23 protein-coding genes and 1 tRNA gene are annotated in these 21,032 nt (G+C 45.6%); 4 read left to right on the top strand and 20 right to left on the bottom strand.

The window, feature by feature from the left end:
• Window positions 1–17: 17 nt before the first annotated feature.
• The 20 genes from BMX02_RS07405 to BMX02_RS07315 all read right to left on the bottom strand — a co-directional run bounded on the left by BMX02_RS07405 (window position 18) and on the right by BMX02_RS07315 (window position 12,909).
• Window positions 18–371 (bottom strand): prefoldin subunit beta, encoded by a 354-nt coding sequence (locus tag BMX02_RS07405; RefSeq protein ID WP_091690056.1) that lies wholly within the window; start codon window positions 369–371, stop codon window positions 18–20.
• 83 nt (window positions 372–454) lie between these two features.
• The gene (locus BMX02_RS07400; RefSeq protein ID WP_091690055.1) at window positions 455–709 is read right to left on the bottom strand and encodes a KEOPS complex subunit Pcc1; all 255 of its coding nucleotides are present in this window, start codon (window positions 707–709) and stop codon (window positions 455–457) included.
• On the bottom strand, window positions 706–1,173 hold the full coding sequence (locus BMX02_RS07395; RefSeq protein WP_091690054.1) for an rRNA maturation protein: 468 nt from the start codon (window positions 1,171–1,173) through the stop codon (window positions 706–708). The genes BMX02_RS07400 and BMX02_RS07395 overlap by 4 nt, the downstream gene beginning before the upstream one ends.
• 6 nt (window positions 1,174–1,179) lie before the next feature.
• Window positions 1,180–1,320 carry a DNA-directed RNA polymerase subunit P gene (locus tag BMX02_RS07390; protein WP_091690053.1) on the bottom strand — a complete coding sequence of 47 codons (141 nt, stop codon included), beginning with the start codon at window positions 1,318–1,320 and terminating at the stop codon, window positions 1,180–1,182.
• 4 nt (window positions 1,321–1,324) lie between these two features.
• Complete coding sequence (locus BMX02_RS07385) at window positions 1,325–1,612, bottom strand: 50S ribosomal protein L37ae (RefSeq protein ID WP_048193974.1); 288 nt, start codon at window positions 1,610–1,612, stop codon at window positions 1,325–1,327.
• 94 nt (window positions 1,613–1,706) lie between these two features.
• Entirely contained in the window at window positions 1,707–2,498 is a 792-nt protein-coding gene (rrp42, locus tag BMX02_RS07380; RefSeq protein ID WP_091690052.1) for an exosome complex protein Rrp42, read from the bottom strand.
• Entirely contained in the window at window positions 2,479–3,504 is a 1,026-nt protein-coding gene (gene rrp41, locus BMX02_RS07375) for an exosome complex exonuclease Rrp41 (RefSeq protein ID WP_091690051.1), read from the bottom strand. Before rrp41 ends, rrp42 begins: the two co-directional genes overlap by 20 nt.
• Window positions 3,505–3,554: 50 nt before the next feature.
• Entirely contained in the window at window positions 3,555–4,343 is a 789-nt protein-coding gene (gene rrp4 / locus BMX02_RS07370) for an exosome complex RNA-binding protein Rrp4 (protein WP_091690050.1), read from the bottom strand.
• Window positions 4,344–4,354: 11 nt separating this feature from the next.
• Window positions 4,355–5,047 (bottom strand): ribosome assembly factor SBDS, encoded by a 693-nt coding sequence (locus tag BMX02_RS07365; protein ID WP_091690049.1) that lies wholly within the window; start codon window positions 5,045–5,047, stop codon window positions 4,355–4,357.
• A 42-nt stretch (window positions 5,048–5,089) separates the two neighbouring features.
• A complete protein-coding gene (gene psmA / locus BMX02_RS07360) occupies window positions 5,090–5,863 on the bottom strand; it encodes an archaeal proteasome endopeptidase complex subunit alpha (protein ID WP_091690048.1) in 774 nt (257 codons plus the stop codon).
• A 114-nt stretch (window positions 5,864–5,977) separates the two neighbouring features.
• A complete protein-coding gene (locus BMX02_RS07355; RefSeq protein WP_091690047.1) occupies window positions 5,978–6,340 on the bottom strand; it encodes an Rpp14/Pop5 family protein in 363 nt (120 codons plus the stop codon).
• Window positions 6,337–7,068 (bottom strand): ribonuclease P protein component 3, encoded by a 732-nt coding sequence (rnp3, locus tag BMX02_RS07350; RefSeq protein ID WP_091690046.1) that lies wholly within the window; start codon window positions 7,066–7,068, stop codon window positions 6,337–6,339. The genes BMX02_RS07355 and rnp3 overlap by 4 nt, the downstream gene beginning before the upstream one ends.
• Complete coding sequence (locus BMX02_RS07345; protein WP_091690045.1) at window positions 7,061–7,516, bottom strand: RNA-binding protein; 456 nt, start codon at window positions 7,514–7,516, stop codon at window positions 7,061–7,063. Before BMX02_RS07345 ends, rnp3 begins: the two co-directional genes overlap by 8 nt.
• The gene (locus BMX02_RS07340; RefSeq protein ID WP_091690044.1) at window positions 7,513–8,106 is read right to left on the bottom strand and encodes a 50S ribosomal protein L15e; all 594 of its coding nucleotides are present in this window, start codon (window positions 8,104–8,106) and stop codon (window positions 7,513–7,515) included. The genes BMX02_RS07345 and BMX02_RS07340 overlap by 4 nt, the downstream gene beginning before the upstream one ends.
• Before the next feature lie 189 nt (window positions 8,107–8,295).
• Window positions 8,296–8,494, bottom strand: a tRNA-Trp gene (locus BMX02_RS11885).
• Between the two features lie 119 nt (window positions 8,495–8,613).
• Window positions 8,614–9,660, bottom strand: a complete 1,047-nt coding sequence (cobT, locus tag BMX02_RS07335) for a nicotinate mononucleotide-dependent phosphoribosyltransferase CobT (protein ID WP_091690043.1) — start codon at window positions 9,658–9,660, stop codon at window positions 8,614–8,616.
• Window positions 9,661–9,690: 30 nt separating this feature from the next.
• The gene (gene proS / locus BMX02_RS07330; RefSeq protein ID WP_091690042.1) at window positions 9,691–11,127 is read right to left on the bottom strand and encodes a proline--tRNA ligase; all 1,437 of its coding nucleotides are present in this window, start codon (window positions 11,125–11,127) and stop codon (window positions 9,691–9,693) included.
• Window positions 11,128–11,197: 70 nt separating this feature from the next.
• The gene (locus BMX02_RS07325) at window positions 11,198–11,863 is read right to left on the bottom strand and encodes a ZPR1 zinc finger domain-containing protein (protein WP_091690041.1); all 666 of its coding nucleotides are present in this window, start codon (window positions 11,861–11,863) and stop codon (window positions 11,198–11,200) included.
• Window positions 11,860–12,240: a cell division protein SepF gene (locus BMX02_RS07320; protein WP_091690040.1), complete on the bottom strand. Its 381-nt coding sequence runs from the start codon at window positions 12,238–12,240 to the stop codon at window positions 11,860–11,862. The genes BMX02_RS07325 and BMX02_RS07320 overlap by 4 nt, the downstream gene beginning before the upstream one ends.
• A gap of 183 nt (window positions 12,241–12,423) precedes the next feature.
• The gene (locus BMX02_RS07315; protein WP_091690039.1) at window positions 12,424–12,909 is read right to left on the bottom strand and encodes an RNA-binding protein; all 486 of its coding nucleotides are present in this window, start codon (window positions 12,907–12,909) and stop codon (window positions 12,424–12,426) included.
• Window positions 12,910–13,273: 364 nt separating this feature from the next.
• On the opposite strand from BMX02_RS07315, the gene BMX02_RS07310 reads away from it, so the two are divergent.
• The 4 genes from BMX02_RS07310 to BMX02_RS07295 all read left to right on the top strand — a co-directional run bounded on the left by BMX02_RS07310 (window position 13,274) and on the right by BMX02_RS07295 (window position 20,535).
• Window positions 13,274–14,590 carry a KamA family radical SAM protein gene (locus BMX02_RS07310; RefSeq protein WP_091690038.1) on the top strand — a complete coding sequence of 439 codons (1,317 nt, stop codon included), beginning with the start codon at window positions 13,274–13,276 and terminating at the stop codon, window positions 14,588–14,590.
• A 176-nt stretch (window positions 14,591–14,766) separates the two neighbouring features.
• Window positions 14,767–17,943 carry an isoleucine--tRNA ligase gene (ileS, locus tag BMX02_RS07305; protein ID WP_091690037.1) on the top strand — a complete coding sequence of 1,059 codons (3,177 nt, stop codon included), beginning with the start codon at window positions 14,767–14,769 and terminating at the stop codon, window positions 17,941–17,943.
• Between the two features lie 15 nt (window positions 17,944–17,958).
• Entirely contained in the window at window positions 17,959–18,582 is a 624-nt protein-coding gene (locus BMX02_RS07300) for a 6-hydroxymethylpterin diphosphokinase MptE-like protein (RefSeq protein WP_091690148.1), read from the top strand.
• Window positions 18,583–19,011: 429 nt separating this feature from the next.
• Window positions 19,012–20,535: a catalase gene (locus BMX02_RS07295; RefSeq protein ID WP_244624957.1), complete on the top strand. Its 1,524-nt coding sequence runs from the start codon at window positions 19,012–19,014 to the stop codon at window positions 20,533–20,535.
• Window positions 20,536–21,032 lie beyond the last annotated feature (497 nt).

Raw genomic sequence — 21,032 nt, 5'->3', positions numbered from 1 at the left:
CGGCGGGTTTACAAGGATTACTGTCCCTGTGTACCCATTGCCTGCTGAAGTTGTTCCTGGAGCTGGGTAAAACGCTTTGAGATGCGCTCTTCCTGACGGGATAGTGACTGAAGCCTCAATGAAAGTGTATCAAGTCTCTCTTTGAGCTTTGTTACGGTCTCTTCCTTGGTGGACTGGATCTGAAGATCTCCTACAGCCCTGTAAACAACAGCATCGTCTGAAAGCTTTTCAAGCTCTTCAAGCGCCATTTCGGACTCTTTCTGCATAGAAGCCGTCTGGTTCTTCTGCATTGCAAGAGACTGCGCCTGCTGCTGAACCTGCTGCAATTGTGCAAGCTGGTTCTGTACTTGTGGGGGTATTTCTGAACTCATTTTGGTTTCACCTGACCAGTCAATAAACCTGAAATGATTTTAATGTTTCTATCACGAATAAGGTAAAACAAAAGGCAGGCATCTCATATACCTTTACAGGCACTCTTGCCGACCACACATACATCATGTGCGATCTGCACAAGGCGGAGCCACGTATTCAATGTGGAACGCATGGAAATTATATCATCGGCACTTACGCACATAACAAGAGAAGAATTCCGGACCTCTACATTGACAGAAGACCTGTCAGTTACAGTGGTCTCCAGCTCAGGCAGGATAGACCTGTAGACAGCTTCGGCATTATCCATCATTATAACAGATTCCGAAAATAGCTTCAATCGGCTGCCTCCGAAACCCTGTAGCTCTTTACATTGAGTCTGAAAAGTAACTTGCCGGAATACAGGAACTCCATCCGGTCATCTTCTACCCGAATACATTTGGCCATTCCATCGCATTCGTCCTGAGGAATGCCAAAGTAAAGTGACAACATATTTCCAAGTTCACCATTACCCATTAGAAAAGGTTCCATGGATTTGAGATTGGAAAATTTGTAACCATCAGGATAGAACATACTCATGCGAATGGATAAACACTCTGCTACTTCTTCATCATAGAACATGAGACTGCCGGGACTTCCGTGATAATCACCAACCACTACTACATGAGTGTCGTCGGAATAGGACATAACGTCAGCAAGACCCATTTTACCCCGGGTCAGATACTCACAATTAAAAAAAGATGCCAAATACTTGCACAAAGTGCGAGTATTGACAGAAGGTTTGCGAGAAGACGTTATTAACATGACTTCTTACTCGGCTTTTACTGTTTTGATCGATGCCTGCGACCTTTCCTTTACAAGTATCCGGTGTCCACAATAAGGACAGCGGATACCGGTATATTGATAGTCGATCTCGACCGGGCGCTTGCATCGAGTACACTTGTAGTCCATATGATTACTCAACCTGTTCAGTGGCTTTCTTAACAGACCTCATTACAGTACTACCTACTGTAGTAGTTGGAAGGTATGTGCCACCTGCAAAGGTATATCCACACTTTTTACATTTCCAGATGCCGGTCCCAACTCTCTTTACAGTCAGGCGTGCACAGTTTGCACACTTGTGTGGCATGTGCATCTTTTCTTCAAGATCCGCAACCAACTTACGGTCTCTTCTTCCATAGCGTGTGCCGAACCTTCCTGCAGACCGGGACACACGTCCTTTCTTTGTGTATTTTTTTGCCATTATAATCGTCTCCTTGATGTGGATTCCTTAATAATAGAGCTTATAATGATCGGATATAATCGTCATGAACTGCTACGATGAGCATCGATCAAACTCATATGTTAAGGAGGTACTCCTCCCTTATCTTAGCGCCTATTTCACATGATTTTTCAACAGCTTTCAGGAACTTTTCCTCTGAAAGCGAACCTGCGCCGCTCTTCTGCATGGCACAGATCGAACCATCCTGGTTGGAAACGATAGTGACCTTTGTATCACAGATCGACTCCTCGTTGTTGCTTGCATCAATGAAATACTCACCTCCAACGTTAACAAAGGTAAGTGATACAGGCATCTCACGAATAGGCATCTTTGTATCCTCTCCACGGCCTTCGCGTTCTGCCGGGATGGTTGCTGTCATGAGAGCTGCAATTGCACCAAGTGATGCTGCATCCAGCAGGTTTCCGCTGTCGTTCAAGACATGGACGTCTATAAAGACCATCCAGACCTCTTCTCCTTCCGTAATACACAACTTGTTTAAATCAATTGCGCCTGATTCACGGATACCACGGTCGACCACGCGTGCCATTTCGATAGCTTTCGGTCTTGGAGGACCTGCCTCGAAGTCTGGTGAAGCGATCGGATTCAATTCCATGCTGGTGATTATAACACCCTTATCAGCAGAATCCGGGAAAGGTGTACCGACCTGAAGCTTTATACCTACAATAACCTGGGTATCGCCGTAATAGACCTTTGCAGAACCTTCTGCTTTGTCTATAACATTGGTCTCAAGTTTGATGTCACGCATCTCATCGAATGCACGACCGTCCTCACGCTGACCCTTGAGAGCCAGGTTGAATATAAAATCTTTTTTAAGTCTTGATACAGCTTCATTGCTCATATTTCTCACCCTCTTCCTCAGTGGACTCCTCGCCCTCTGGCTCTGAAGCGATGTCTTCTTCATTTACTTCTGCTGCTTCTTCCTCGGCCTCTTCCTCGTTCACTTCAAATTCAGTGACGTCTTCTTCGAACATGGCTTCAGCTTCTTCGACCTCAACATCTTCAGGATCTTCGGTTTCTGCAGCTTCAAGGTCTTCACTTTCTTCCACAGCATCCTCTTCTTCAGCTGCTTCAGAAACTTCTTCTTCCTCGGACATGAGCTCAGCCTGAAGCTCAGCATCTTCAAGGACCTCTTCCTCTTCAGCAGTGCCGAACCTTTCCAGAAGAGCGGCTTTCTGTATTGCAAATATCTGCTCACAGCCTTCCCTGACCATCTCGATACCCTTGTTGACCTCCTCAACGGTCAGGTTTCCATCCATCTGCAAGAGAGTAATGTCACCATCTTCGGTCATTGCAATAGGCAGATCTGCATCACCATAGTTGTCCTCAGGTTTGTTAAGGTCAAGCACAAGCTGACCGTCCACCTTACCGACAGCACAGGCAGCCACCAGTCCCTTCATAGGGATACCGGCATCCACCAATGCAAGTGTTGCAGCATTGATAGCAGCTGTCCTTGTTCCTGCATCGGCCTGAAGGACCTCTGCAAACACATCGATAACAGCAGATGGGTAAAACTGCTTCATAACAACAGGTTCGAATGCTTCTCCACTTACTTTGGATATCTCAGTGCTTCTCCTGCTTGGACCAGGACGTATGCGGTCCTCAACGGAGAATGCTGCCATATTGTACCTGTATCTGACAAGCGCTTCACCAGGGCGCTGAAGCCTGCGTGGGTGAAGTTCCCTTGGACCATAAACTGCAGCAAGAACCTTGTTATTACCCCATTCAAGATAACATGAACCATCTGCCCTTGTGAGTACGCCCATCTCAACGGTCATAGGGCGGATCTCATCGACACGCCTACCGTCAAGGCGAATCCCGTTTTCATCAATAAATTTTTCCGGTTTATCACTCATATTCAATCTCCAATTTCATCTCTTTTCTCCCATAGTTCAGCAGGTCTTGTTCATGCCTCATCCACTTCATCATCAAGGAGTGCATCGACCTTACGACAGGTTTCTTCTGTAACGTTGTCTTCTTTTGCGGGCAGAGTTGACCTTTCTTCCTCTATCAGCTCATCCGCATCCGACTCCGCAACCTCTTCCGGTTCATTCCTCAGGAACCTGCCTATTTTATCCGTTAAACCGGATATATGAGATTCACGTTCGATCATTTCAATAGCAGCCGCCAGATGATCCATATCATCTGATTTTCCGTTGATCCAGATACGGCCGTTCTTTCCTACGAACACATCACAATTCGACTCTTTCTTAAGGATCGAGACCATGGAACCACTATGACCGATCACACGAGGGACCTTTGCAGGTACGACATCGATGATACGACCCTTTGTCAACACTCTTGAACCCGGCTCACGCATGGTAAGTTCCACTTTCATGGACTTGCTGACATCCTTTATACGAACAATTACGCAATCCCCAATACTCATACATTTTCTCATTTCTGAGGAGTCAACGCGCTTTGGATATTCGGAAACATGAAGCAATCCGTCATAAGGAGAACCAGTTTCCATTATCCAATTCGAAGGAGTTACATCAATTACAGTACCGATTATGAAATCCTTGCGTGAAGGATAATATTTCCCTGAAAAAGGTACAACTGAAACTTTGTTCTTGACGTTTGCAATTCCATAGAGCAAGGAATATACCTTGCCATCCTTTACATATGTTCCCGGTCCGGCCATTTTCTCCTTATCAGAAAGGAGCTGTCCGGGGATTACGATTTTCCGATCCATGAATTTGCCTCTTACAAAAGTTTGGTTTCAGCATCCCCTTTTGTCAGATTGTTTACAAGACCGTAAAAATCATTCTGCAACCCTGCAGGCATCTTGACCACAGCAACCCATGATCCATCATTCTCCCACCTATCTTTAAGCATAGTGCCGAACTTTGCAATATCACCATATGATTTACCAGCATATTCTGCAGGGACCTTGACCTCTACCTCCACTTCTTCAAAACGTATTGGTATAATTGGTCTAATGGCCTTCATTACGATATTGACCTGCTCATCGACGCTTTTTAATGGGTCAATGTGGATCTTTGCCTCTTCCATGGCCTTCTCTATACGTGCCGGGGGATGAGGGGTCCTAGTCTGTGGATTGATCGCGTTCTGTGCAATAATGGAAATGACCTGTTTGGTCTTTTCCTCAAGAATGTGTTTCCTCTGCTCTTTAGTGAGCTGAAGTTCACCGTGTTTTATAATATGTGCTGCGATCTCGAACACATCAGTGGTCTCGAATGCATTGGAGAGATCGGACTCCGCCGCGTGGTATCCTTTGCCAGCATCCTCAAAGATGGATTCGACTGCAAGAATATCCTCTATCTTTACATTGCCACCTTTCTTGAACTCCAGTGCCTTATCAGGATCTACAAGCACTTCATAATGCATGCTGCCTTTCTTCAACCTTGCAACCAATGATTCATCAAGTGATACCATACTTTACTCCCTCCTATTTTACTAAGCAATGTTCAAAATGAATTACTCTTCCTGCTGTCCCTCTGACTCTTCCTTTTCGTCGTCTTCTTTGTGTTCTTCAAGAATGCGTTCCACAAAGGATGCGACCTCTTCTTCAGGACATTTTCTGAACTGGTGGTCTTCAAGAGTTACCATACCCACTTCAAGTGTGGATGCATCCAGTTTCACATCTGTTGCTCTGTAAAGTGCTTCCATACCAAGCATAACAACTTCATCCATGGTCATATCATCGCGGTGTTTTTCCTCGAAGGTTTCCATGAAGGTGTTCCTGCCTGCACCGATAGCAGTTGCCTTGTACTCAAGAAGTGCGCCACTTGGATCACTTTCGAATAACCTTGGTTTGTTGTCATCAACGCCTGCTATCAAAAGAGCAGTACCGTACGGACGAACTCCGCCGTATTGTGTATAGGTCTGCTTGTGGTCACAGATCTTCTTGGAGAGAACCTCTACACCTATAGGCTCGTCATATGTGACCATATTGATCTGAGCTTCGACCCTTGCACGATCTACAAGTGCACGTGCATCTGCAACAAGTCCTGATGTTGCAACACCTATATGCTCATCTATCTGGAAGATCTTTTCAATTGACTCTGCCTCTATCAATCTGCTTGTGATCCTCTTATCTACCAACAGAACCACACCGTCCTTTGCTTTTATGCCAGCTGCCGTAGTACCTCTCTTGACAGCCTCCCTTGCATACTCTACCTGGAAAAGCCTTCCATCAGGACTAAAAACAGTAATTGCTCTATCATAACCCATTTGTGGTGCCATTTGCATGATCTTTTATCTCCTACTATTTACTTTCGTGATGCTAAAAAACGTATGAATAGAGTTTCTGTACATTCACCTAGTTCACTTATAACTTATTTAAATTATTCTATAAATGGATGTTCATGGTTTTTCTTCAGGACTATATACCGTACACCCTTCTAAATACTTTTTTGTTGCTCCATGAACAGTACCTGATATACCCAGAACATGGACCATCACAGGATTCCCATTAACTGAAGTCACAGAAGCAAGGACTGCACGTGTCATATCCATCCTTTCCCGGAGGCAACGTACAACACCTTTGGAATCCTCAAAATCAAGTAACCTTATATTACATTCACTGGAACCTCTGTCACCAATAAGCGAGCCTGCGCACGAAAAGATCTCGCGAAGAAGGTCACTGCGATCTACACCATTTCCACCTATCAGTTCAAAAGCAAAGTACCTTTTATTAGTACGCTGTGTGGGAGGAAGTATCTTCATTTATCCTCACCTTTCATGCCCGAAGGATCATCTTCAAGGATCTCCACACCTTCGCATATGAAGTTGTTACCACGGCGAACTCGCCTTATAATTTCTGCAGGAGTCTCGCTCAAAGCCATTAAGGCCTCACCGCGCTCCATTCCAAAAAGTGTTGCCAGAGCCATCATCTCTCGCGGAGCACGCAGACCATAAGAGAATGATGCATTATTCGTAAGCAAAAACGGAACATCATATTTCCTTGCAAGTGCCAGGATCTCCCTGAAATGTGAAAGACTATGCACACGCCGGCCTCCACGCAACATTATGAGAGAAGCCATATCAAATGCAATTGCGACATTATTATCGCTTGCGGACTTTGCAAGCACATGGTTCAATCCACATCCTTTTGGAGTGCCAGGATGCAAAAGTATATCCACATTCGGATTTTCCACCGCTGCACGATTTATGCCCTCATCGCCGCCATGTACAGCAAGTATCTCCACTTTTTTGCGATATTTCCCTACAATCCCGTGGAGCTTAGAAGGATTAGAAGAGACCAGTTCGACCCCGCGTAATACCTCAAAGCCTTTGTCTGAACTACCTTTTGGAAGGGAATCCGAATTGGAATGATTCGTTAGTGCAATGCCACCAAAACCCAGATGTCTTGCCATTGCAACCATTTCTTCCTGTGTACTTTTGCCATCTGGTGCACAATGAACACAAAGATCATAGAACACAGGATCAGCCAAATAATTCCTCCACAATAATTCCGGCCTGCTGACGGTCCTTTGGGTATGTTTCTATCTTCAACTTCACGATTATCGCATCAGATGAAGAGGAAAGTTTTACCTTACCATCATATGCCGCCTGCTTATCGAACCTTAAGTGGAACATCTGGTCATCATCCAGCCTGCCAGGCATCTCACTTCTAAGCAGTTCCACATCCCCAGGAGACATGTTGCTACGAACAAATGTTGCAAAAGCACGTGTATCGGGTTTTCTTTTGATAGTAGCACTTAAAAGGGAAATAGGGTTACCATGGTAACCTTCGACATTAAGTACCTCAACATACTTCCCAGTATCAGTACATTTGCCCTTGTCAAATGAATTTAATAAAAATAGGTCCAGAGCATTTCTTACTCTGGACTCATCCTCAGTAGCATGTGCGGTTACACGCACAGAGATATAGTGAATCACTTTCTGCTGCTGTTGATGTTTGATCTGATGCTTGGCCTGGTCTTTTCAGTACCGGTGCCGCGCGCCCTCATACCTCTGCCTTTGCGGCCTGCGCTGGTCTTACCGCGGAATGCCCTTCCACTGTGAGCCTTGTCACAGATCCAGTTGAGGTTCTTGTCGCTTTTGATAACAGGGTGGCTTGGGTCAACAAGGATAACTTCATACCATTTCTGTTTACCGTCTTCGCCAACCCAGTAAGAGTTAAGTACTTCCATGTTAGGGAATTTCCTGCTTGCACGCTCTTCAGAGATCCTCTGGATGCTTTTGCCAACAGTGATCTTGTTCTTACCTGTATGCTGAGTACGCCTACCACGGATGTAGCGTGACTTCCTCATGCTACCCCTTCGGACCTTCACACGAGCTACGACGATACCCTGCTTTGCCTTGTAGCCAAGTGCTCGTGCACGATCGATACGGGTTGGGCGCTCTACCCTTGTAACTGAGCCTTCCTTTCTCCATACCTGAAGTCTTTCCCATCTGAGATCACGAACATATGAATCTCCAGGGTTCTTCCATGCGTCTCTTACATATCCATAAAATGATTTTGACAATTTGTTCACCTTGTTTCATGTTAGTTTCACGGTTCAGCCAAAGTTACTTCGGCCACACTCCTACGGGACTCTCATCCCGACATTGAAACATCCGGTAGTACATACACCATACCATTTAAAGCTTTGTATAAGACGAAAATAAAAAGAAGCAGGGCTATTTGAAAATTAAGAAAATAAAAAGAAAGGACGTGGGGCTGGTGAGATTCGAACTCACGATCGACGGGTCTCTCCGAACACTGCCATTACGACAGTAAATGTTCTTAAAGAACACACATCAGTGCTCCAACGGTTCCTCACCGACCTACCCCGTCGGGTAAATCTCAGCAGACCCGTTGTTCATCATTTATCCGCTGGAGCCCGTCGCCATTCCTGGCTAGGCCACAGCCCCGCAACCTTGCGATTGCAACCCTCAAATACATCTCATCAATAATATAGGTATCGGTATGAGGGACTGAAAAATCGGGTTTAGAATGCATAGGAATACATCCATAACCACAACACTAACAATTATTCCGCGTCTATAAGGTCAGCAAGCTCAATGCAGATATTCTCGATCTCTTCACGAATGCTGTCCACAGATACACCCAGAAGACCTGCAAGATAAAGTGCACCACCTGCACCAACGCCTTCCTTAACATATCCAAGCTCATACTGTCTCAGGCCTTTGTGGGAAGAACGTCCAAATCCAGGGTCAATAGCATGCATATCCGCACCAATTGCTTCAATGATCTCTTCGAAATTGGCACTTTCATCATCCACCACATAGCTGGTGGTCACAATGGAAACATTACGGAGATCAGCACCCATATGTTTCATGAAAGCGTAGACCGCTGCCATCTGAGTACCACCTGCAAGGATAATACGCTTACCTTTGAGACCTTCCACAAGACCTGCGGTTGCAGGCATCATAGGATCGCCAAGACATGAAAGAGCTCTTAGAGGGTCAGACTGAAGACTTCCCTTTGTAACACCTGAGACCTCCATTGCTTCACTAACCACTTTCTGCTTTAAAGCAACCGGGTTCTCAGAAGAACTACTGCTTACATGGCCATCATACCCAAGTGCATTGAGCACACCCATTGCAGTGGTCGTTCCGGCAGGAGTACTTTCCCCGATCACGAACATATCATGATCATCACGTACCTTCTCACCCACTTCACGTGCACGCTCAATAATATCTTCGACATCATGAACCGCGATCTCTTTACGGATATCTTCACCGGGCTTTGCCTTAAGGTCCTCAAATGGAACCTTAGGAGCGATCTTTAAACCGGAATTCACGAAGAGATGAGGTACATTTGAAAGCTGCAAGGATGCACGGGTGATAAGACCCGGAGTAGGGGTATTGTACGGAGGGGTCATTGGAAGTACCGGAGTGCTGATGATACCACCGGTCTCCACAAGTTCTGCATCCCCTGTCGGAGTATAGTCCGTCAGTTTGGCAGTCTTTCCTGCGGCAGATATCTTTTCAATGTAGGCAGTTTCAGTATTTGCCAGCACACAAATGAAAAGTGGCTTTTCAGGTTTCTTATCATTAGCTATCAGAGATTCCATTATTGATCACCCTCCCGTGTATTTACAATATTAGTAAGTCTTTGCAACATAAACCCTTATGCTGGTATCCTTGCCACACATAGGGCACTTGTAGTTCCCTTCGTCATCCTGATCGGTAGGAATTCCAAGTATGCCTGCACCAACCTCTTCATCCATTTCAAGTCCACATTTCTCCTCGCCACACCATGGAACATGTGCAATACCTTCAGAAACCTTTTCTTTAATCTCTTCCACAGTATTACAATCAAATATACGTGCTTTAAGGTTCTCTTTTGCATTCTCCAAGAGAGAGAACTGGATGACAGCGAACCTCTCGATCACTTCATTGGCAATAGACGAAATAGGTACCTGTTCTTTCTCACCAGTATCACGCCTTACAAGCATAGCGGCTTCCTTCTCAAGATCCCTCGGACCTATCTCGATCCTTAAAGGAACACCTTTCATTTCCCATTTGTAGTACTTGGAACCAGGACGCTTATCACTATCATCGATAGTAACACGGACACCTGCAGCTTCAAGGGTTTCCTTTACATCATTACATGCAGCCAGAACAGCTTCTGACTTCTTGAAGAGGATCGGAATGATCACTGCCTGGACAGGTGCGACCTCCGGTGGCATGATAAGACCCTTGTCATCACCATGAATAGAGATCAGAGCAGCAATAGAACGTTCAGAAACCCCATAGCATGTCTGGTGGGCATAGACCTGTTCACCTGCAACATCTTCATATTTGATATCGAAGGTCTTTGCAAAATTGTCACCCAGATGATGGGCAGTTCCAACCTGCAATGTCTTGCCATCCGGCATCAGTGCATCCACTGCGACCGTATAATCAGCACCCGGGAACTTATCCCAGTTAGGTCGCTTTGAAGGTAACACAGGAACTGCGAGTCTCCTGTAGAACTCAGAGTATAGCCTTATGGCCTCATCCACCTGTGCAGCAGCCTCATCCCATGTAGCGTGTACCGTGTGTGCCTCCTTGAAAGATGTGATCTCTCGCAGGCGTATAAGTGGACGGGTATGCTTTGTTTCATACCTGAAAGTGTTAACGATCTGATACAATTTCAATGGGAGGTCAGCATGCGAGCGCACCCAGAGACGGTACATAGGATAAATTGCAGTTTCACTGGTAGGGCGAAGTGCAAGCTTCACATCCAGAGGAGTTGTTCCTCCGTTCAATACCCAGTAAACTTCATCCTCGAAACCTTTAATGTGCTCTGCTTCCTTCATGAACTCATTTTCAGGTATCAAAAGAGGGAACATCGTTTCCTGATGGTCCTTGTCGAGAAGTTCACGAATTATCCCATACACGTTCCTGCGAATGGAAAAACCAAAAGGATACCATACGTACGAACCCTTCACAGGATAACGTACATCCATGATCTCTGCCACCTGGAGTAGGTCGTTATACCATTCACTGAAGTTCTCTTTTGGAGGAAGCGCTGCTTCTTTTTCTTGTTCGGCCATAATGTCACCAATAAGATCAAAATGATTCAATTAGAATATTTAATTAGAATTGTGTCAGCTAACACATGCATCATTTATATTCATTTCCAATCGGCTGGATCTTATCAGAAGAATCGACTTCCAGCTCGGAAGAATCGACGTCAAAGACTACCATACCACTATGGAGGTTAGCTGCCTCTTCTTCAGAAAGAGTACGGGATGTCGCTTTTTCAGAAATGATAGCACTATTTCCCAGAGGATCCTCGATAATGACCTTTAACGGAAGTTCACCCTGAATAGCTTCTTCAAGCATCTTCTGTAGCTCCAGGCCACGTTCATATGCTTCAGGTTCATCCTTTACCCATTCAGTAGCTGTCACTACAACAGATCTGACCCTTTCCAGGATGCCTTCAATATTTGTTACATAGGACTCTGAAACTGAGCCCGGTTCAACGTCAATGCCCAGATCAGGAATGCGGATAGTACCTGACGTGGAACGAATTACCCTTGCATTAAGATCTTCCAGGCCTTCTACCATCATCTCAAAACGCACTGGTTCTTTTTGGGTCAGGATCATAGTGTCCGTGAACCTGAAACTACAATTAGAACAAGTAGTCGAAATATACATCACTTCCCCGAAATAGGGGATCTCATCGCCATTCCACTTGATAACAAGCTCCTCATGGCAGAGAGGGCATGATGTTCGTGTCTCAAAAGAATTCCGGGACCCTTCCCCGGAATCGTTCTCTGTGCTCAATACCTTCCACCAACTATCTTAGACCTGTCTATCTTGACGCCTGTTGGTGTGACAAGCACCTGATCATCCTTGATACCTGCAATATCACCATGCACATCGATGACTACATCCTTCAGGTCCTTGAGTGCCCTGTCAAGCATAAGTTTGTCAGCTTTGATGTTGGAGATGTCGATCATGAGGATATTGCCATCATAGACCTCTTTCTTCAGACCAGGAAGCTCGTTCAGGTTCGTAAGTTCTGCCACTCTGACATAGGTCTCTGCAGGTTCATCTGCCAGTTCCTGCTCAAACTTGCCGAGATCAAGCTCGGTATATTCGTCAGCATCTGTTGCACCCTTTGATCCGCTTCCAAATAATTTGTCCATGAAATTTGCCATAGTCCGCACCTTTGTGTTAAAATTTTATTGAATGGATATAGAATATATCTCTATTAAGTCTTTTAATATTTAAGCCATTAGCCATTTTAGGAACTTTTAGCTTTGCAGCAATGTTAACGGGTTTATTATGTATGGTCATCATATTTTAATGGTGGCTTTGCATCCATAAATATCACCGACATCTTATGCTTCAAGATTCCACAGATCATCCCCGACATAATGAATGGATTTTACCGCTTTTCCGGACTTCCCGACCATCTCGCTCGCAGGTATCAGTGCACGACCAATAGCAAGCGGTTTGCCGTGAGTCTCTTCTGCGATGATAACAAAATCGTTCGCCGCAATTTCAGGATCAGCACTTACGATACCCGGACACATGATATCTGCACCGTTGACAACGAACTTCACTGCTCCGGCATCCACTGTCACTTTACAACAGTCAAGCTCAAGCTCCAGTACACCTCTGACAGTTGGGAAAGGACGATCATCCTTTTCCTGGAAGAACAGGATATCACCATCCACTATTATGATATTAAACCAGTCTGCTGTAGCACTTTCTAACTTTCGCTCTTCGATCTTGTCAATGACATCGCCAAAGGAGGACCTAAGGGAAGTCAACAATTTGTTCTTTGCAGATTTTCGTAGTTGAACTCTGGACTTTATTTTCAACTTACCACCTTTGATAAGAAAATATTAGCTTGCACCACATTAAGCATCATTTATCCTTAAACGTTTCGCGCAGGCGATGTCGAAAGGAGCAAAGAATGAACTGAACACACAATTTAAGGAAGCATTCCAATTCCTTTCGAGCATGAACAAAAAGAACCATGGCTTATATCATATGATAGAAATACCGGAACTGTCACGATCAACAAGAAACTACAGACATCGTGAATGTTTAGCATGAGTGGCCGAATGATACATATAGTACATTGCAACTAACCCACTGCAATTAGCATAAACTGAGAAACTCAAGATAGACATATCATAGTAAGTACACCATAACCGTTCAACTTGATCGGTTTTCTAAAAAATGATTTATGGAGGTCCTAGCATAAGTGATGCTGAGAGAAAGAAGTATTCTGCATACACTCTTTCGAATTACAAAGACATTCCCCAGATAGAGGATCTAAGCCAGCAACATCTGGAAGAGATAGAAATTGCTGCACGCATACTACCTTTCCGTGTCAACAATTATGTGATCGAGGAACTCATCAACTGGAATGATGTTCCAAATGACCCGATATTTACATTGACATTCCCTAACAGGGACATGCTGCTTCCCCAGCATTATGAAAAAATGGCGGATCTTTTACGAAATGATGCCACGGAAGAAGACATACAAAATGAGATCCAGAAGATACGCCTGAGCCTTAATCCACATCCTGCAGGGCAACTGGAGAAGAACGTTCCGGAACATGATGGAAAGATCATCCATGGAATGCAGCACAAATACGATGAAACGATCCTTTTCTTCCCTGCACAGGGCCAGACCTGCCATGCATACTGTACTTTCTGTTTCAGGTGGGCACAGTTCATAGGCATGGATGACCTGAAATTTGCCAGTAGAGAGATCGAACTTCTAATATCATATCTGCAGGAACATCCGGAGATCAAGGATGTGCTTTTCACAGGCGGGGATCCCATGACCATGAGTGCAGGCCTTCTCAAAAAATATATCGAACCTGTCCTTGAAGCGGACATTCGCAGCCTTGAGAACATAAGGATAGGTACCAAATCATTAAGCTACTGGCCTCAGCGTTTTGTTTCTGATAAGGATAGCGAAGATATACTTTCTCTATTCAGCAATGTTACAGAACACAAAAAGCACATGGCACTCATGGCACACTTCAACCATCCTAGGGAACTTTCCACTGATATTGTGAAGAAAGCAATACAGAACATCCGTGCGACAGGTACACAGATACGAACCCAGTCACCCCTGATAGCACACATAAATGATGAACCTGCACTCTGGGAAGAGATGTGGAGCGAACAGGTTCGCCTGGGTTGTGTACCCTACTATATGTTCATGGTAAGGAACACAGGTGCAAAGCACTATTTTGACGTACCTATGGCAAGGGCATGGGAGATCTTCCAGAAGGCATACCAGAACGTCAGCGGTCTTGCAAGAACGGTTCGCGGACCAAGCATGTCCACCGATCCCGGAAAGATCAATATTCTCGGAGTACAGGAGATAAACGATGAAAAAGTATTCCTTCTTGAGTTCCTGCAGGGACGTGAAAGCAAGTGGGTGCGCAAGCCGTTCTTTGCGAAATATTCCCCAACGGCTTCATGGCTTAATGATCTTGAACCTGCTTTTGGGAAAGAGAAGTTCTTCTTTGAATAAGAAGAACTTGTTACCTGTATTGGTCGATGTTTAAAGGTGCACGAACTGTGCACATATACATTTTATTTTAATTTCTATTGTGGCAGTATCATACAATAATATTTAAATTGGTTACTGCATTAGGATGGTATCTATAACGTAGCCAAGAAACTGGACCTATCCGGGAGGCCACCAGCATGATAAAAGAAGTTACTGATCAGTACAATGCTAATGAGATCGAAATGAAGGTTCACGAGTTCTGGGAAGCAAATAATGCATACAGAGCAGTACGTGAACACAGAAAAGGCGCCAAGAAGTTCTTTTTTGTGGACGGACCACCATACACAACAGGTCACATCCACCTCGGTACTGCCTGGAACAAGATAATAAAGGACTCCATCCTGCGATACATGTCCATGAACGACCATGACATCCTTGACAGGGCAGGATGGGATATGCATGGACTCCCTATCGAAGTAAAGGTCGAGGGTGCGCTTGGTTTTGAGTCAAAGAAAGACATCGAGGCCTATGGTGTCGGTAATTTCATTGAGAAATGCAAGGAGTTCGCACTTCGCCAGAAGGATGACATGACCGGTCAGTTCCGTACACTGGGTGCATGGCTTGACTGGGAAGATCCATACATGACACTCAAGGATGAGTACATAGAAGCTGCATGGTGGACATTGAAGCAGGCACATGAAAAAGACCTGCTTGATACCGGAAAGAGAGTTGTCAACTGGTGCCCCAGATGCGAAACAGCTATCGCTGATGCTGAAGTCGAATATGAGGACCGCGACGATCCTTCAATTTACATCAAGTTCAAGTTAAAGGATGAAGAGAATGCATTCATCGTTATATGGACTACCACACCGTGGACCATCCCATCCAACATCGCTGTGGCAGTACACCCTGAGTTCGAGTATGCCAGAGTGAAGGCATTCAACACCGAAGGTGACAGTGAAACACTGATAATGGCTACTGAACTTGTAGAAAACGTACTTCGGATAGGAAGATATGCAGACTACGAGATCATTGAGACCATGAGCGGAGAAGACATTGCTGGTCTGGCCTATGAGCATCCTCTTGCAGACCTCGTGCCTCTCCAAGCTGAGATAGAACACAAGGTCTACAATGCAGATTATGTTACAGCAGAGAACACCGGTTGTGTCCACATTGCTCCCGGACATGGTATTGACGATTTCGAGGTCGGTGTCAAGAACGGGCTGCCCATCTTCTGCCCTGTGGGTTCCAATGGTAGCTACACAGATGAAGCAGGAAAATACACCGGCATGAACATCCGTGACGCAAACCGTGTTGTTATGGATGACCTCCTCGAGAAGGGACTGCTTATCTCCGAGAAGACCATCAGCCACAGATACGGTCACTGCTGGAGATGCAAGACACCTATAATCTACCTTGCAACCGAACAGTGGTTCCTGAAGATCGGTGAGCTCAAAGAAGCTATGCTTGAGGAGATCAAGAAGGTCAACTGGACACCCGACTGGGCAGGTTCTGCAAGGTTCAAGGACTGGATCGAAGGTGCACGTGACTGGTGTATCTCCAGGCAGCGTTACTGGGGAATCCCAATTCCAGTATGGAAATGTTCAAAGTGTGCAAAGATCGATGTGATCGGCACAAGGGAAGAGCTTGTGGAGCGTTCCGGTGCAGATGCAGATATTGAATTGCACAGACCGTATGTTGACAAGATCACTATGCCTTGTGATTGCGGCGGCACCATGGAACGTGTGGAAGATGTTTTCGACGTATGGTTCGACTCTGCAGTGGCATCCTGGGCTACACTCAGGTTCCCGCACACAAAGGAACAGTTCGATGAGTGGTGGCCTGCTGACTTTATCACAGAGGGACACGATCAGACTCGCGGATGGTTCTATTCACAACTTGGCGCCAGCATGGTAGCATTTGGAAAAGCACCATACAAGAACGTGCTCATGCACGGTTTCACTCTTGACGGCAGCGGAAAGAAGATGTCAAAGAGCATTGGAAATGTTGTGCAGCCAGCAGAGGTCATCGAAAAGTTCGGTGCTGACACCCTAAGAGCATACGTACTAGCCTCCAGCGCACCATGGGAAGACCTGAAGTTCAACTGGGACGAGATCGCAACAATACACAGGACAAACAACATCCTGTGGAATGTCTATCGTTTCCCACTTCCATACATGGCACTTGACAAGTTCGACCCACAGGAAGTTTCATACGAATCCGTTGAAGCACATTTAAGAAGCGAGGACAAGTGGATACTTTCACGCATGCAGTCCGTCATTGCAGATGTCAACAAGGCAATGGAAGAGAGATTACTGCACAAGGCAATGCGTGCTGTTAATGAATTCGTACTTGAGGACCTTTCAAGATGGTATATCCAGCTTATCAGGCCAAGGACATGGACCGAAGCAAATGATCCAGACAAACTTGCAGTTTACAGGGTGCTCTATGATGTGTTCGTGACAACTGCAAAGGTGATCGCACCATTCATGCCACACCTTGCAGAAGAGATGTACCAGAACCTTGTCAGGAATGTCGATGAGAATGCTCCTGCGACCATCCATCTTTGCGACTGGCCAACTGTCAACGAGGCACTTGTGGATACGGACCTTGAAGCACATATGAAAGCGGTACGCTCTATGGTTGAATCTTCTTCGAACGCACGCCAGAAGGTCGGACGCAAGCTCAGATGGCCTGTATCACGCATCGTGGTCAGCCCGACCGATGAGAACACCGTTGCAGCCGTTGAACAACTTCGCTATGTCCTTATGGACCAGACCAACGCCAAGTATATCGAGCTTATAGAGATAGGCGAAAGCTGGAACGAACTCGGAGTTGAAGCTGCACCAAACCCCGGAGCTATCGGACCTGTCTTCAAGGGAGATGCCGGCAAGGTGAATGCAGCTATCGCTTCAATGGACGCTATGGAACTAAAGAAGGGACTTGCAGACGGCGAAATGGAGATACCCCTTGCAGATGGCACAAATGTCACCATCACAGAGAAGATGGTGAACTTTTCCGAAACACTTCCGGAAGCTGTAGCAAGTGCTGAATTTGCAGGCGGAGTTGTCTTTGTAGATGCAAACCTTACCCGTGAGATCGAATCCGAAGGATACTCAAGGGAAGTTATCCGCAGGATACAGGACATGCGCAAGGAGCTTGACCTTGATGTTGATGACAGCATAAAGGCACACATCCAGATCGACGATGAAGGGGTCCTTGACCTTGTACTTGACTTTGAGAACTACATCGCAAAAGAAGTTCGTGCAAATGTTCTTGTGATCGGCTTAGATGTCGATACGACCGGTGAGCTTGCAAAGGACTGGAATGTCGAAGGCATTTCAATGCACATCGCGATCTCAAAGGAAGAATGAGAACGAGGTGGAATGATGGATTTTAAGAAGTGGGAGCCAGTCTACCAGAAGATCCTTGAGGACTTCGGGTTTTCCAGGGAGGATGACGAGAATTCCGCCACCCTCCTTTCCCATCTTTTAATTGGACCGAGTACTGTTGATACAGACGCACTTGAGGAACTGATCAGCGGAAAGGACGTCCTGGTATGTGGCAATGCACCAAAGCTTCTGGTCGACCTGAAGGAAGTGAACGTAGACGACTACGTGATCATAGCAGCCGATGGCGCCACAGCACACCTTATCGATAAGGGTATTGTCCCACACGTTATCGTCACAGACCTTGATGGTGATGTGGAAAAAGAGATACAGGCAAATCAGCAAGGTTCGATCATGGTTGTCCATGCACATGGCGACAATACTGAAAAGCTGCTAAGATACGTTCCACAATTCAAGAACGTCATCGGCACCACCCAGGCAGAACCTTTTGCAAACATTCATAACTTCGGTGGTTTCACGGACGGAGACAGATGTGTATTCCTTGCTTCCGAGTTCAATGCTGAAAGCATAACCCTTGTGGGTTTTGATTTCTATGATAAGAATGTGACACCAATGAAGGAAAAGAAGCTCAAGTGGGCACAGAAGCTCTTAGGGGCTTTCTGAAACTTTCTTTTTTGTGTTTACCCTTGGTGGCATTATAGCAAAACCTATACATTTTTTATAAGTAATAAACAGAGGGGGTGGCCAGGTTTTGCTCTAGCAATGCGCCACCTATTGAAACCTATAAAGAGTTGTTAACTGTTGCTTACGTTTTTTGCCATATACCCCCTGCTTACAGAATAGATAAATAATATGTAAACATAAATTTTATATCAGACAATTGGGGGCAAACTGTCTGAACATTAGAAATTAGAACACAAATAATTACTGAATAGTATGAGCGGTGGGTATGAGTTCGCTCCCCGTATCCTCGAGACAGCGGGAGAGATCGATATTATACTATTCTTTCAAGAAAGGTGAAGCATAAGAGAGATCCTTATTCTTCTCTTGCGAACACCAATTGAAGTTAGATCAACAATGGGGGAAACAAGATTGAGTGATACAAATGAGAAAGCTCCAAAGGTATTAACTACTGCCTTTGGGATCCCGGTCGGGGACGATCAGAACAGTTTAACAGCCGGAGAGCGTGGGCCTGTTCTCGTGCAGGATGTGCATTTGCTGGAGAAACTTGGACATTTTGACCGTGAGCGCATACCTGAGCGAGTGGTACATGCAAAAGGTGCAGGTGCCGGAGGTTACTTCGAGGTGACCGCCGACGTTACCAATTACACAAAAGCCAAATTCCTTTCAGAGATCGGGAAGCGTACCGAGGTCTTTGCCCGCTTTTCCACAGTGGGTGGGGAGAAGGGTTCTGCCGATGCAGCACGCGATCCACGCGGGTTTGCTATTAAGTTCTACACAGAAGAGGGAAACTACGATCTGGCAGGTAACAATACCCCTGTGTTCTTCATTCGGGACCCCTTGAAGTTCCCTGATTTCATCCACACACAGAAAAGGAATCCTGCTACCAACTGCAAGGACCCGAACATGTTCTGGGACTTCCTTTCCCTCACTCCGGAATCTATCCATCAGGTCACGATCCTGTTCTCGGACAGGGGTACGCCTGCAACTTACCGCAACATGAACGGCTACTCGAGCCACACATACAAATGGTACATTGAAGATGGGGATTACGTCTGGGTACAGTACCATTTCAAGACTGACCAGGGGATAAAGAACCTGACCCGCGAGGAAGCGGATAAATTAAGCGGCAGCGACCCGGACCATGCTACAAGGGACCTCTATGAAGCTATCGAGAGGGGAGACTACCCTTCCTGGACACTTGAGATGCAGATCATGACACCGGAGCAGGCCAAAGAATACCGGTTTGATATCCTTGACATAACCAAAGTCTGGCCACACGGTGATTTCCCGACAATCAAGATCGGAAAGCTGGTGCTGAACCGGAACCCGGACAATTACTTTGCAGAGGTGGAGCAGGCAGCCTTCAGTCCCGGTAACCTGGTGCCGGGAATCGCGATCTCGCCAGACAAGATGCTGCAGGCAAGGGTATTTTCCTACCACGACACTCACATCCACCGACTTGGGCCTAACTACCACCTGATCCCTGTGAACAGACCAAAGAACGCACCTGAGCTTAATTATCAGCGTGACGGATTCATGCGCATTGATGCCAATGGTGGTAGCGGACCCAATTACTGGCCCAACAGTTTTGGCGGACCTGAGCCATATCCGGATGCTCTGGAGCCGGAATTTGAAGTATCCGGCCCGGCAGCACGTACGCCTTATAACCATCCCAACGATTATTTTGTACAGGCAGGCAACCTGTATCGCAACGTTATGGACGATCAGGCCCGTGCGAATCTGGTAGGCAATATTGTATCACATCTATCAGGTGCACAAAAGCGTACCCAGTTAAGGCAGACAGCTCTGTTCTTCAAGGCTGACCCGGATTATGGAAGCCGGGTGGCCGAGAGGCTGGGACTTGATATAAAGGAAGTAGAGCGTCTTGCTGATATGACCAAAGAGGAACGTGCAAAAGCGACTGAAAAGTAAAACTGCAGTACGATGAAATGTTTTATAACCACCGTGAAACTGAAATATCCTGATTTCCAATCAATTCTGGTTTCACGGTGGTTACTACTACCGCTGCTATTACTTCTACTGCCATTGCCACTACACTGAAGAGAATAGCAGGAAGATTTCATTCCCAGACCTCCTTATGAGTATGCTTAGGACTTATGCAATTGGTTCAAACAATTCTTATTATTGCCTTCAAGGCAACTGATCAAACTGCTAAAGATCTTGATCCAGACATAATTAATAATTCCGGTGAACGTTACTATTTGAATTCTCAAGGTTTATTTCCTGAATCAAGAGCAGAAAAAATAATCAAGTGTATCATCAGGCATAATAATACAACATCAGATGCAATATATCAAGGCTGAGATAGCATCCTTTATATTCTTTTAATTGTAATACTTCTAAAGTCAGGTAGTGAATTTTAACACAATGGACAGAATTGAAGTGTTATTCGTACAAAGTTACATCAT

The organism is Methanococcoides vulcani, from assembly GCF_900111645.1.
GTDB classification, from domain to species: Archaea; Halobacteriota; Methanosarcinia; order Methanosarcinales; family Methanosarcinaceae; genus Methanococcoides; species Methanococcoides vulcani.
Note: the sequence above shows the minus strand (reverse complement) of the source record. Positions and strands in the feature narration are given on the sequence as shown.

What these genes read in the sequence shown, in the direction of transcription:
- BMX02_RS07405 (WP_091690056.1), bottom strand. Translation starts at nt 371, where the DNA reads ATGAGTTCAGAAATACCCCCACAAGTACAGAACCAGCTTGCACAATTG.
- BMX02_RS07395 (WP_091690054.1), bottom strand. Translation starts at nt 1,173, where the DNA reads ATGTTAATAACGTCTTCTCGCAAACCTTCTGTCAATACTCGCACTTTG.
- BMX02_RS07390 (WP_091690053.1), bottom strand. Translation starts at nt 1,320, where the DNA reads ATGGACTACAAGTGTACTCGATGCAAGCGCCCGGTCGAGATCGACTAT.
- BMX02_RS07385 (WP_048193974.1), bottom strand. Translation starts at nt 1,612, where the DNA reads ATGGCAAAAAAATACACAAAGAAAGGACGTGTGTCCCGGTCTGCAGGA.
- rrp41 (WP_091690051.1), bottom strand. Translation starts at nt 3,504, where the DNA reads ATGAGTGATAAACCGGAAAAATTTATTGATGAAAACGGGATTCGCCTT.
- rrp4 (WP_091690050.1), bottom strand. Translation starts at nt 4,343, where the DNA reads ATGGATCGGAAAATCGTAATCCCCGGACAGCTCCTTTCTGATAAGGAG.
- BMX02_RS07365 (WP_091690049.1), bottom strand. Translation starts at nt 5,047, where the DNA reads ATGGTATCACTTGATGAATCATTGGTTGCAAGGTTGAAGAAAGGCAGC.
- psmA (WP_091690048.1), bottom strand. Translation starts at nt 5,863, where the DNA reads ATGCAAATGGCACCACAAATGGGTTATGATAGAGCAATTACTGTTTTT.
- BMX02_RS07355 (WP_091690047.1), bottom strand. Translation starts at nt 6,340, where the DNA reads ATGAAGATACTTCCTCCCACACAGCGTACTAATAAAAGGTACTTTGCT.
- cobT (WP_091690043.1), bottom strand. Translation starts at nt 9,660, where the DNA reads ATGGAATCTCTGATAGCTAATGATAAGAAACCTGAAAAGCCACTTTTC.
- proS (WP_091690042.1), bottom strand. Translation starts at nt 11,127, where the DNA reads ATGGCCGAACAAGAAAAAGAAGCAGCGCTTCCTCCAAAAGAGAACTTC.
- BMX02_RS07320 (WP_091690040.1), bottom strand. Translation starts at nt 12,240, where the DNA reads ATGGCAAATTTCATGGACAAATTATTTGGAAGCGGATCAAAGGGTGCA.
- BMX02_RS07310 (WP_091690038.1), top strand. Translation starts at nt 13,274, where the DNA reads ATGATTTATGGAGGTCCTAGCATAAGTGATGCTGAGAGAAAGAAGTAT.
- ileS (WP_091690037.1), top strand. Translation starts at nt 14,767, where the DNA reads ATGATAAAAGAAGTTACTGATCAGTACAATGCTAATGAGATCGAAATG.
- BMX02_RS07300 (WP_091690148.1), top strand. Translation starts at nt 17,959, where the DNA reads ATGGATTTTAAGAAGTGGGAGCCAGTCTACCAGAAGATCCTTGAGGAC.